The sequence below is a fragment of the Fontibacterium abundans (SeqCode) genome (assembly GCF_965235095.1).
GTDB lineage: Bacteria > Pseudomonadota > Alphaproteobacteria > Pelagibacterales > Pelagibacteraceae > Fontibacterium > Fontibacterium abundans.
This window is the reverse complement of record NZ_OZ249405.1, coordinates 182,483-195,258: the sequence shown is the minus strand read 5'-3', so window position 1 is coordinate 195,258 and position 12,776 is coordinate 182,483. Positions and strand designations below refer to the sequence as shown.

Annotated in this window: 13 protein-coding genes and 1 other annotated feature; of the genes, 4 read left to right on the top strand and 9 right to left on the bottom strand. The window is 27.3% G+C overall.

Annotation, left to right across the window (positions count from 1 at the left end):
* Nucleotides 1-251: 251 nt before the first annotated feature.
* Nucleotides 252-1,154, top strand: a complete 903-nt coding sequence (locus tag AC8GER_RS01080) for a phytanoyl-CoA dioxygenase family protein (RefSeq protein WP_506598137.1) — start codon at nt 252-254, stop codon at nt 1,152-1,154.
* 605 nt (nt 1,155-1,759) lie between these two features.
* Nucleotides 1,760-2,836 carry a sugar phosphate nucleotidyltransferase gene (locus AC8GER_RS01075; protein ID WP_506598136.1) on the top strand — a complete coding sequence of 359 codons (1,077 nt, stop codon included), beginning with the start codon at nt 1,760-1,762 and terminating at the stop codon, nt 2,834-2,836.
* Here the strand turns inward: AC8GER_RS01075 and AC8GER_RS01070 are convergent, their stop codons facing one another.
* The 6 genes from AC8GER_RS01070 to AC8GER_RS01045 are packed head-to-tail and all read right to left on the bottom strand — an operon-like array spanning nt 2,837 to nt 8,174.
* On the bottom strand, nt 2,837-3,541 hold the full coding sequence (locus tag AC8GER_RS01070; RefSeq protein WP_506598135.1) for an acylneuraminate cytidylyltransferase family protein: 705 nt from the start codon (nt 3,539-3,541) through the stop codon (nt 2,837-2,839).
* A 2-nt stretch (nt 3,542-3,543) separates the two neighbouring features.
* On the bottom strand, nt 3,544-4,599 hold the full coding sequence (locus AC8GER_RS01065; RefSeq protein ID WP_506598134.1) for an N-acetylneuraminate synthase family protein: 1,056 nt from the start codon (nt 4,597-4,599) through the stop codon (nt 3,544-3,546).
* 27 nt (nt 4,600-4,626) lie between these two features.
* Entirely contained in the window at nt 4,627-5,424 is a 798-nt protein-coding gene (locus AC8GER_RS01060) for a glycosyltransferase (RefSeq protein WP_506598133.1), read from the bottom strand.
* Between the two features lie 59 nt (nt 5,425-5,483).
* On the bottom strand, nt 5,484-6,062 hold the full coding sequence (locus AC8GER_RS01055) for an acetyltransferase (protein ID WP_506598132.1): 579 nt from the start codon (nt 6,060-6,062) through the stop codon (nt 5,484-5,486).
* Nucleotides 6,059-7,201: a LegC family aminotransferase gene (locus AC8GER_RS01050; RefSeq protein ID WP_506598131.1), complete on the bottom strand. Its 1,143-nt coding sequence runs from the start codon at nt 7,199-7,201 to the stop codon at nt 6,059-6,061. The genes AC8GER_RS01055 and AC8GER_RS01050 overlap by 4 nt, the downstream gene beginning before the upstream one ends.
* Nucleotides 7,194-8,174, bottom strand: a complete 981-nt coding sequence (locus AC8GER_RS01045) for an NAD-dependent 4,6-dehydratase LegB (protein WP_506598130.1) — start codon at nt 8,172-8,174, stop codon at nt 7,194-7,196. Before AC8GER_RS01045 ends, AC8GER_RS01050 begins: the two co-directional genes overlap by 8 nt.
* A gap of 260 nt (nt 8,175-8,434) precedes the next feature.
* Here AC8GER_RS01045 and AC8GER_RS01040 point away from each other — a divergent pair, with 260 nt between their 5' ends.
* Complete coding sequence (locus tag AC8GER_RS01040; RefSeq protein WP_506598129.1) at nt 8,435-8,722, top strand: hypothetical protein; 288 nt, start codon at nt 8,435-8,437, stop codon at nt 8,720-8,722.
* 99 nt (nt 8,723-8,821) lie between these two features.
* Complete coding sequence (locus AC8GER_RS01035) at nt 8,822-9,235, top strand: class I SAM-dependent methyltransferase (protein WP_506598128.1); 414 nt, start codon at nt 8,822-8,824, stop codon at nt 9,233-9,235.
* A 163-nt stretch (nt 9,236-9,398) separates the two neighbouring features.
* Nucleotides 9,399-9,479, bottom strand: a sequence feature (23S ribosomal RNA rRNA prediction is too short).
* Between the two features lie 107 nt (nt 9,480-9,586).
* On the opposite strand, the gene AC8GER_RS01030 is transcribed toward AC8GER_RS01035, so the two are convergent.
* The 3 genes from AC8GER_RS01030 to AC8GER_RS01020 form a co-directional block, all read right to left on the bottom strand.
* On the bottom strand, nt 9,587-10,867 hold the full coding sequence (locus tag AC8GER_RS01030; protein ID WP_506598127.1) for a DUF4910 domain-containing protein: 1,281 nt from the start codon (nt 10,865-10,867) through the stop codon (nt 9,587-9,589).
* A 145-nt stretch (nt 10,868-11,012) separates the two neighbouring features.
* On the bottom strand, nt 11,013-11,768 hold the full coding sequence (locus AC8GER_RS01025) for an AAC(3) family N-acetyltransferase (protein WP_506598126.1): 756 nt from the start codon (nt 11,766-11,768) through the stop codon (nt 11,013-11,015).
* 10 nt (nt 11,769-11,778) lie between these two features.
* Nucleotides 11,779-12,771: a hypothetical protein gene (locus AC8GER_RS01020; RefSeq protein ID WP_506598125.1), complete on the bottom strand. Its 993-nt coding sequence runs from the start codon at nt 12,769-12,771 to the stop codon at nt 11,779-11,781.
* Nucleotides 12,772-12,776 lie beyond the last annotated feature (5 nt).

Here is a 12,776-nt window from a genome sequence, read left to right as displayed (position 1 = left end):
ATGATTTAAATTATTATATTAGTAGTTAATATAAATAAAAATTCAAATTATTTAATAGTCATTAATATGTATCTTTTGTTTAAATTTTAAATATGAAATTTTTAATTGCAATAAACGCATACATTCGATCTCAAAAAATTGTGATTTTTTTATATTACCTAATCTACTGTTTTATTTTTTTCCCGCTTTTTTTATTTGAAATAATTTTTTATAAACTTCGTAAAAAAAATAGTAATTTTTCATATCAATATATGATAAAAATTTTTATTTTAACTGGTGGCTGGTCAAATATTTTAATTAGTAAATTTTTATGTTATAAAAAAGGAATAATTTACAATCAAAATAGCAATAATAACAATATTTATTTAGGCAAAAATATTTCTGATATAAATACGGAAATTAAAAGTAAAGGATATTGTGTTTTACCAGAGTTGCTCTCGGAGGAAGTAATTGAAAACTTAAACTGTAAATTAATTAGCTGTAGGGGAAAATATAAGTCCGATATTTACTCCAGCATAGAAGATGAAACTTTAGATATAGAAAATCCTAAGGGAACAAAGTTTGAATATAACAAAAATGAACTTATTGAATTTGAAGAAGTTCAAAAAATTTTTTTTGACAAAAAATTACTAAAAATAATTGAAAATTATTTGGATGGATTGCCAATAATAGATATACTAGCATCTTGGTGGAATTTTCCATCAGTTGAAGCGGATCACGCAGCTGCTCAATTGTGGCATTTTGATATGGATAGACCTAAATGGCTAAAAGTATTTATTTATTTAACAGATTGCAAGGATGATAATGGACCACATTGTTACATTAACTCTACAAATAATAATGGCAAGATACCTTTTAAAATCAGGTCTTATGGTTACGCTAGATTAAACGATAAGCTTATAGAAAATTACTACGAAAAAAAAGAGATAAAAACTTTTACTGCAAAAAAAGGAACTATTCTTATAGAAGATACTCGTGGCTTGCACAAAGGTTTAAAGGTTGAAAAAGGAAATAGACTTTTGCTTCAATGTCAGTATTCGTCTTCATTGTTTGGATCTCAAATAGATAAAATAAAATTTCCCAAAAATATCACTGATAGTTTGGTCAAAATTAAAAAAGATAATTTAAAAATGTTTGAAAATTTTTATGAATAATTTTATTTTAAATAAATACATAAAAACTTGAACCTTTTTTTATCAACTCAAATCAGTATCATGGTAGATTTTTCCTGCAATATAACGGTGAGGGTTTAATGCTAACAAGGCAGTTGTACCAGTAAGTTCTATTGATTATGCTATTAATTCTAATGGCATTTGATTATTTAGATTTTTGATTTGAAGACCTGCTTAACAGAATTAATAAATAGAGAACAAATAGACTGAGCTACAATAATAACAAAAAAAATATTAAAAGATTTAAACAAAATTTTAATCTGAAAAATATATACTTAAGCACGAAACTAAAAGAAAATTTTAGATTATCTACTTTTTTACAATAGTAATATTGAAAAATTATTAATAAAAACACTTTAAATATAAATAATTTATAAAAATTACTATAAAAAATATTTGAAATGCATAAATTATGAAAAGAACTGTAACAGATTTATTTTTTTAAACAAAGTACTTACAAAGAATGTAAATTAATTAATAAAAAATCTGTCTCTATTTAAGAACACAAGAAGCAATTATTTATTAGAGTAGTAAGTTTAAAAAAAGTAAACTATATATATGCTAAATCAATTCTAATTTTTATAAAATTGAATAATCAAATTAAAAAAATAATTGAGACGGATAAAAATCTTGAGATTGCATTAAATAATACGCTAGGTTTTGTTATTAACAAGCTGAATGTCAGTAAAATTAAAACAGTCTTCGTGATTGAAGATAAAAAAGTTATTGGTTCGATTACAGATGGGGATATTAGAAGATCAATTATAAAAAATATTTCAATTAACACTCCAATAAATAAGATAATGAATAAAAAACCAATTTTATTAGGTCTTTCGAAAAATGGCTTTTTAAAAAAAACTGAACTTATCGTTAAAAAAAAACAAAATTATATATTTCCTGTAATAGATAATAATAAAAAATATTTAGGTTTTATAAGGTATCAAAACTTTAAAAAAAAATTAATTTTATCACCCAAAAAGTACGATGTTGTTATTATGGCTGGAGGATTTGGAAAAAGATTAGGTCCATTAACTAAAAAACTTCCAAAACCGTTAATAAGAGTAAATGGGGTACCGATTTTAAATAGGGTTATTTCAAAAGTAGATAACTTAAATGTAAATAAAATTTATATTACCTTGCACTATAGAAGTGATAAAATAATTCATTTTCTAAAAAAAATAAATTCTAAAAAAATAATAACTGTTATAGAAAAAAAACCTCTGGATACTTTTGGCTCATTGAATGAAATTAAAAACAAACTTACAAAAGATATATTGGTAATTAATAGTGACATAATAACTACTCTAGATACAAATGATTTATTTGATTTTCACATGAAAAAAAAATCGGATTTAACATTATGTACGAAAAAATATGAGTCTAGTGTTGATTTTGGTGTATTAAAAATCAAAGGTAATAAAGTTCTTAAAATAACAGAAAAACCCTCATTTGATTATTGGATTAATACGGGCATCTATTTTTTAAAAAAAAATTGTTTATTTAAAATAAATAAAAAAAAAATTAATGCAGTTGATTTTATTAACACCTTAATTATAAAAAATTTTAAAATTTTTTTTTACCCTATGTACGAAATCTGGTTTGATATAGGTACTCAAGAACAACTCAAGCTAGCAGATGCATATTTAAAAAAAATAGATAATTAATTATTTAAAAGTATTACCGATTGGATTAATTTTTTTTAATAAATATCCTGCCCACTCAAAATCTAGCAAATCATCAATATCGGCTGATCGCTCTCTAGGCATGATATATGGATATGTTTTCTCAGTATAATATTGACGTGTCGAACGCAGAACTTCTGTTTGAAATACATATACAGCACCATTTGGTACATATATCTTTTTATATTCTTGCCTATTTTTTAATGCATTAAATTCATGTGAGTGATTTTCTAATATACCTTCTTTCGTGATATGCTTATACCAATCTAGAGGAACTGGTGCTTCAGTAACACTGATGACAGAGCTTGCATTCTTGTCATTAAAAATTTTAATAGCTTCATTAATATCCTGAGGAGTTCTTAATGGAGCAGTGGGTAACAAAGCTACAAACGACTGTATTGGCCTTGAATTTTTTTTAGCAATGAAATCTACTACGTGCAAATAAGTATCCATCACCATCGAAGTATCAAGAGCAAGATTGGCAGGTCTCATAAACACTTCTGCCCCGCAATCCTTAGCGATGGACGCAATTTCATTGTCTTCAGTAGATACAATCACTCTATCAATTAAATTTGATTTTAATGCAGCTTTAACAGAATGGCAGATTAATGGTAAGCCACCCAAAAGTTTTATATTTTTTCCGGGTAAGCCTTTGCTTCCTCCACGCGCTGGAATTATAGCCAACATATCTATATAATATCATCTTTTGTTAATAAGTAATCAGCCTCACAATCTCTCTTTAACTTTTTACCTACAACAAATTTTATTTCGTCAGTAGAAAAACCTGTTCCTGGTCTTTTAAGAGATATGTCCTCTTCTCTAATGATATTTTCTGCCTTAAGATTTTTATTTAATACAATGCTTCTACGAAATACTTTTTTTTTCTCTTCTTCAGCTTTAGAGATAGTTCTTTTAAAATTACCCAATGACTCATGAATTATTTTTGAACCTTCAACTATTTTTCTCATTTCTTCTGGATTTGCAGAAATCTCATGATCCCAACCTGGCAAATTCTTGTCTATTGTAAAATGTTTTTCAATAATACAAACTCCAAGCGCAACTGAGGCTAGAGAAGCTACAAAACCTAGCGAATGATCAGAAAAGCCCACTGGATAACCAAATGTATTTTGGAGCATGGTAATATTTTTGAGATTTAAATCTTTATTTTCTGTAGGATAAATAGCTACACAATGTAAAATTACAATTTTAGAATTACCTTCATTTTCTATAATTTTAACTGCTTTTTCTATCTCACCCAAATTTGCCATACCTGTAGATAGTAATATTGGTTTATTAAATTGTGCTACATATTGAAGTAACGGATAATTATTTATATCCATGGAAGCAACTTTATAAAATTCTACATCTACTTCATTTAATAAATCAACCTCTTCTTTACTGAAAGGTGTAGAACAAAAATCAATACTCTTTAATTTACAATAATTCTTTAACTCAAAGTGCTGTTCCTTTCTTAAATAATATTTATCAACCATTTCTTCTAATGATCCAAAATGTTTTTTTTTACTATCATTAAAGATAGTATTTTGTTTATAGCCAGTATTGCTTATTAAGGATTTTTTATTCCACGATTGAAACTTCACTGCATCGCAACCACACTCAATAGCAGAATCTATCATTTTTTTTGCTAAATCCATATCACCATTATGATTGGCTCCTATTTCAGCAATAATATATGGACTGCAATAATTATAAATATTTTTTTTTCTTGTTAATTGTATTTTCATTTTATTGCAAATAATATTTTATATATATCATAGCTCCCACCAAAGTGGATTTTTAATTTCTCTTCTTTTATCAAAATTTAAAGAATATAAAATCTTAAGTTCATTATCGAATTGATTTCCATTAACACTCAAGGCTTTGAAATGTTGTATTTTAATATTTTTAACTTTATTAAAAGATTTTTCGTCTAATTGTTTTAGACCGATAATATTTTGTTCATATTGTCTATAAAAACTGATTGTCTCGTCCGTAAAAACTGCCTTGTATCCCTTTAATAAAAAATTTGAAAAAATATACCAATCAACAGCCACTAAATCATTTGGAATAAAAAGTTTTTTTTGATTAAAAAGCTTTATTGCAGAATTTGAAAAACCAAAAATATTTTTATTTTTGATAAATTCAAATTCTATAATTTGAAGATTTTTAACTCTATTTGATAAATATCTTTTATTGTACACAGTATTTTCATTAAACAGACTAAGATCATTTACAACTATATCGGCCTGATTAAGAATTTTTATAGACTTCTCTATACGATTATTTTTAAAATAATCATCACTGTCACCAAAAATTAAAATATCATAATTTTTTTCAATACAATAATTTATTCCTACTTCTCTATTTTTAGCTGATGTGCCAGAAGAATTAATATTTACAATATTAAGATTTGAATAAAGATCTTTATAATAATTTAAATTTTTAAAGCTATCATTTACAATTACCAAATCAAAATCTTTATAAGTTTGAGCGGATAATGAATCTAAAAAAGATTTTAAAAATTTTTCATTTTGCGGGAAAATTGTGGTCAAAAAAGCTACGCTCTTCATAGTTCTTAAATTTTTGATATTAAAAATAAATACTTTCTACTTTTTTTTGATAGATATAATCATTTAATTAAACTGCCTGCTTTGATGAAGTTATTCTTTCCTATTTTGATATATTCCTTAGTTGTCACGTTGCTGCCGATAAAACTTTTAGATCCTATTTGATTGCCACCATTTATTGTAGCATTGGTAGAAATATGACAATGATCCGATATTGAACAATCATGTTCAACTAACGCCTTTGTATTTATAATACAATTATTTCCTATGAATGAATTTGCATTAACAATCGCGTGATGCATAATAATAGTCCCCCTACCAATCCTTGAATGTTTTGATATATAGGCCTTTGGAGAGATAATTGATGCTAAGGTAAATCCAAATTTGGTAGCCAAATTAAATAGTTTTATTCTTATCAAGGCTGTTTTAATCTGACCAACAGTTATTAAAGCATATTTATATTTTTTTACTAAGTGATGTAAATCAAGATCACTACCAATAACTGCATACCCTAAAACTTTAGAACCTAATAATTTAGGCTTATCAACTATACCTGCTATTTCAAATTTTGCTTCTTGTTCAATAACATCAATTGCTGACTTGCAGTGGCCTCCTCCACCAATTAAAATAATTTTTTTCATGATATTTTGGCGCTACTAGGTATGTTAACTACTCTTTCAAATAACCACTCTGAGTTTTTTAAATCATCACACTGCGAGTATCTGAACATTGGAAGTTTATTCATTAATATCCAAATTGGTCTGGTCATAACTCCGTTAGAATTTGTATCCTCTAAAAATTGATCTCTTTGTTGTTTATTTTGAAGTAGAATGGAATTTAACCAATAATTTGATTTACTATTTCTTTGTTCTTTAAAAAAATTATAATTAGTATTTTTAAAAAAAACTTCATATTTCTTGGCTAGGTTACGTTTATTTTTTATAAAAAAATCTAAATTTTCAAGTTGCGCAACTAATAATGCGGCATTTAAATTTGGCATTCGATAATTATAACCAATCATGTCGTGATTAAAATCCCAATTATGGGGAACTTTAGCAGTTGTAGTTAGGTGTTTTGCTTTTTTTGCAAGCATTTTATCATCAGTAATGACGCAACCTCCTCCGCCAGCAGTAATGATCTTGTTGCCATTAAAACTTATAATTCCTAATTTACCAAAAGTTCCTGTATGTTTATCTTTGTAAAAGCTACCTAAACTTTCAGCGGCATCTTCGATCAAAAATATATAATATTTTTTTAGTATTTTTTTTATTTCGTCAATTCGACAAGGATGACCATAAGAATGCATAGGCACGCATGCTTTAATTATTTTATTAGTTTTTTTATTTATGCATTTTTTGTTTTTAATGATTGTATTATTTTTTAAAAAAGATTTAAGCGCAGATGGAGATAAGCCCATAGTATCTAAATCAACATCAACGAATATTGGTTTAGCTTTGCAGTAACTAATGGCATTGCAGGACGCAATAAAATTTAGCGGCTGAGTAATTACCTCATCGCCCTGTTCTACTCCAGCTAGTATTAATGATATATGAAGAGCTGCGGTGCCACTGGTCGTTGCAATCGCGTATTTTGCACCAGAATATTTGGCAATTTTTTTTTCAAACTTATCGACAAACTTACCTGCAGAAGAAACAAATGTTGTATCAATACATTGATTCAAGTATTTTTTTTCATTACCAATGAATTTCGGCTCATGCAAAGGTATGAACTTTTTAGTTCTATATATTTTTCTTACAAAATTAATAAAATCATTAAACATTATAAATTTCAGATTTATATGTTTTTAAATTTTCTGGCTTGGTTATCCAATCAATAGTTTTTTTTAATCCTTCTTGAATACTAACCTGAGGTTTGTATCCAACTAGTTTATTAATTTTTTTATTATCACACCAAAGTCTATATACTTCTGATTTTTTAGGTCGCTTTCTCTGTTCATCATTAATAAATGTAACATTGCTAGACATTAACTCTTTAATCAATTTAAGCATATCAGCAATACTTATCTCTGAATTAGAGCCGATGTTAACGATTTCGCCAGTTGTCTTTTCACTCTCTGCAAGCATAATAAATCCACGACAACAATCTTCAACGTAATTAAAATCTCGAGTAGGAGACAGATCTCCTAATTTAATTTCTTTTTTACCTAAAGCAATTTGAGTAATAATTGTTGGAATTATTGCACGAGCTGATTGACGGGGTCCATAGGTATTAAAAGGTCTTGCAATTGTAACTGGTAAATCAAATGAATTATAGAAACTCATAGCCATTGCATCTGCAGCTATCTTGCTAGCGCTATATGGAGATTGCGCATACAAAGGGTGTTTTTCATCAATTGGAACATATTGAGCAGTTCCATATACTTCGCTTGTAGAAGTGTGAATTAATCTTGAAATTCCATTTTCTTTTGCTGCTTGACAAATATTTAAAGTACCTTTTATATTGGTCTCCACATAACTATCTGGGGCTAAATAAGAAAAAGGAATTGCTATAAGTGCCCCTAAGTGAAAAATTATCTCCACATTTCTTGAGATCATTTTGCAATAATGAGCGTCTCGAATATCACCATTTAATATTTCAATATCTTTTTTGCAATTTACATTCTCTAGCCATCCCCAATTATTAAATGAATTATATTGAGAAAGAGCTTTGACATGATATCCTTGCTTTACTAGCATCTCCGTTAAATGAGAACCTATAAAACCGTCAGCACCTGTTACTAAAACTTTTTTCATTATTATTATAAGTATTTAATCTATACTTGTATAAGATTTTCTCTAAATTGATAATTAACTTTTATTAACTCTTCAAAAGTTTTCTTGTATATTAATTGACCATTATCTAATAAAAACTCTTAATTAAGTCCTATGTTTATAAAATAGTTCTGCAGGCTAAGTGTGTAAGTTAATGACATTGAGTTCTTATCTTTATTTTTGATTTCTGATAAATTTAGCTATACACAAGGTAAAGTAAATAAAATTTATAGTAGCTTTTTATGAAAAAATTTCTTAATCCGCTTAATTATATTAGTCACTTTATTCGTATACTTTTTTTTTATACCAATAAAAATTTATTTCATGGCGTGATACCAAAATATTTTAAAGATGGGACTGTTACCAGTCATATTTTTGGTGGATCAACAGATATCGCGTTCCAAAAATCCATTAGAGATTCTAAAAAAGAATTTATCCATCCATTATATCATGAATGGAGATTGTATATTGCGTGCATAATTTTAAAAATGCTTATACAAAAAAGAAAAATAATTTATGTAGAGTGTTGAGTGGGAGAAGGACATACATTAAAAGTATTTACAAACTACATCAAGCATTCAAAAACAAAAAAATTAAAGAATAATTACAATAAATCTATTTATTTACTAATGGATACTTTTAGTGGCGTGGATATGAGTTTGGTTCCAAAAAAAGGTAGGAAGGGGGAATACATCACAAAAGCTTATGGGGGTTCTACATTATCAGTTATAAAAAAAAGATTTAGTTCATTAAAGAAAAGAGTTCACTTCATAGAAGGAAGTATACCAGCATCTCTTGACCGGATACCAAAAAAATTTAAGTCACCTGATTTTTTACATATTGACATGAACAATCCAATTCCAGAAGTTTCTGCAATTAATTTTTTTATTAGATCAATGCAACCAGGAAGTATTTTATTGCTTGATGATTATGCATTCGCTACAGCAAAAACTCAAAGACAACATATAGATCGATATTTTGATAAAATAAAAAAAAGCCGACCACTTACTCTACCAAGTGGTCAGGGTATCTATTTTTTTTAGTTTTTTAAATTTTTTATATTTACTGCAGAAAGGGAGCAATCTATTTTTCTGAAAATGGTTCGCTATTTTCACAATTAATAGTGTAGAGATTATAATTATTATACCTTAAGAAATCATACAGTTTTTAGACAAAATATTTTTTCAGTGCATAAATCAAGCCAATTGAGCTATTAGTAACGGTAAGCTTAACGTGTTACCACGCTTCCACACCCGTCCTATCAACGTCGTAGTCTACGACGGCTCTATAGGAAGAACTAGTTTTGAGGTGAGTTTCTCGCTTAGATGCTTTCAGCGATTATCTCTTCCGTATTTAGCTACCCGACACTACAGTTTTTTTTTATCAATAACTAACTAAATTGGTGAAATTAAATCATGTGAAATCAATATTTCTATTAATTCGTATAAATCCCAGGCTGGAAGATTAATTTTTTCAGCTATGTCTACTAATGAATGTTCACCATCACAAAAGCTAAGAAAATTCATCATTGTTTGAACTTCTCTTCCTGATTTTTTGGTAGAAAGTGTTGGATACAAACCTCTTTTTCCTAATTTTGGCTCGCACAAAACTTTAATTTTATAAACCCTGTTTTGCTCGAGAAGCTCCAAAGCTCTTCTTAAAGCCCAATAACCGCCTTCCAATCCTTTTGGTGTGACAACTTTATCTAGGTTATCAAGAGATGTGTGATACTCGGGGTACTGTCCATACTTTGTTCTTAAAATTGATGCTATTGGTAAATCTATTCCTGGGGCACAATATTGACGTTCATCGCTACCTCTATCTAACCATGTATAGCTTGTGTAATCAGGATCAATCCATTTAAGAACATGCTTTGCCACTTTATCGCTAATAGTGTTGCCATTACGGGAAGGCAGATAAGAATAAGTACGTTCATCACCTACGCATGAAATATTAAACCCTGCAAAAACTTTTTTTTTCAAATTGATATAGTTTTTACTAAGGTATGCAATTGACCCAATTGTTTCGGGAATAAATACAAATCTATATGTATAATGTCTTACTTTTAACTCGCTTAACCACTTTGCTAAATATGTTGCAACAGTAATACCGGAAAGTTCATTATTTGCCATGGATGGGTGACAAACATAAGTTGATAAAAAAACTTCTTTTTGTGATTTTCCTTTAATAAGTAGTTCTCCATACGTTAATGAACCATTAAACAATTCACTGTCGATACAAACATCGTACTGCCCTTCTTCTAATTTTTCTCGCTGTTTTTGAGATAAGCAAAATCCCCATTCCCTATTGTAATATGATGTAACATATGGGATGGCCCCTGGCTGGTCGGGTAAAGAATGAAGATGTTTTTGCAATTGAGCAAGGCTTAACTTTTTTCGAACAGGGATACTATAACCAACTAAATTAAGGTTATTTTTTTTAAATGAACATATTTTTTTACCTTTTGGAGTAATTATATATGCATCATGAACATGATACTCTTTAGGTATAATCCAATCAAAAACTTTTGTCCCAGATTTAACTTCAAAAATATTCAATTTAGGAATAATTTCTTTAATAATAGATAAGGTTTCCCTGACCCCACCTCCGGTAATACTTCGATTCAAAGGCCACAAGGTTTTTGCTAATAAATAAATATTTTCACCTATGTTCATTTTAATTTTTTTAAATCAAGTAAATATTACTTAACTTTGATTGAGCGAGCATTATCTTCTATAAATTCAACTATATATAATTCTAAAGTTCAAACAAACATATTAAATCTATTTTCATTAAAATTATTATTCATTATAGGCAAATTTAATCTATTAGTATTCTATTATTTTTTTTTATTAAAATTTTACAAACTGAAAAAAAATCCCTAGCCTTAAAGCTATAACTTTTAATTCTTCCAAAGTTTGTAGTGCGGATTTTATGTTTTTTTACCATTTCTTTTTTTAGAATATTAAAATTATAATTATAATTTTTATTATCTATTCTACAAAAAAACTTTATTTTTTTATTTATAATTTTTCTTTTTTTATTTATAATTTTTGCATTAAATATTTTAAATTTTCTATAGGGTACATTTAGGACTTGCTCGACATAATGAATAAAAGTTACCGCCTCTAGACCGCAGCCTAGACAAATTAATTTAACATTATTTGAATAAAGGTAGCCAAATATTGAATCTTTCCCAAAAGAATTATAATAAGGAATTTTTTTTATTTTTTTTTCTTTGCCATAAGTGCACACACTAAATATTGGGTCACTAGATCTTCCTGAAAGATTATTTTGTCTAAAGTCTTCGCTAAATTGGCCTATTTTGCTTTTGCTTTTATTTATATCGAATATTTTTGTCTTATTGATGCTATATGTAAAGCTTGGAACAATAATAGTACCTTTTTCACCAATAAACTTTTTTACACATTTCCAAAAAAAATCTGTTTTTTCTTTTGGTGTTGAGCCCTTAACCTGAGATATTCCCATGGAGTTACCGTGAAAAAAAATGGTATCATCTTTTTTAATATTTAATTTGTGTAAAAAACAATCTATTTGTTTTTTATCAAGGAGCATATACTTAATATTATAATGATAATCTTTTAATTATATAATTAGACAAATCAAAAAATCTATTTACAGAATTTTCATTATCAAAATATCCATGCACATAGATATTTTGATTTTTTATAGCTATATTTGGAATTATTATTTCCATACTATTTTTTGTTAAATTAAAGTTATTTGGATCTGAGTCTTTGTTTGAATAACCATAAATATTTTTAAGTTCACCAACATCAATTTCTTTCTTCAAATGTTTTATAAATTTTTCTAAAGTAATCTTATTTTGAACTGAAAATCTTAAGTCAATTGACGACACTCCTGTATAAGGAATTAGTGAATATTCAACATTAAAATTATCATTATTTAGAAAGCTCAAAAGCTTTGGTCCTGATTTCTCCAGGGTGCATATTCTTTTTTCTATAGTATTAAATTTATCAAGTTTATATCCTGGTATGTTATGAATTATATTTACACTGCTATCTTTAATATAAAAGTGCTTATTAATATAGGCAGCAAAAGGCACGTATGCATTTACTGTACATGAGCCGTAAGAGATTACTTTATTGCCAATTTCAAATTGATCATGATTATATGAATATATTAGAGTCTGGTCAGCGTCATGTGATGTAGCTGAGATTATTACATGACTAGTGTTATTTTTTAAAAATTTTAAACAATTATTTTTGGATGTGTGCTTTCCTGAAGCTTCAAAAAAAATTTTTGGTTTTCCTATCCAAGTAATATCTTCAGAGCTAGTGTGGGTACAGGTTATTTCATAGCTATTTTTATTTTTTTTATTTTTTATCAATAAGATTTCATTTTCTAATGAAACTTTATAATTACTAAAATTTATTTTTTTATCCTCTTGTATTATTTTCAAAATATTTTTTTGATCAAGTGTATCATCATTAATAAATTTTATTTCAAATTCCGAGATGGAGATATTTTCTAACCAATACTTTAAAAGATGAATACCGAATCTACCAAATCCATTTAGACCGCATATAGTTTTCATCGGGA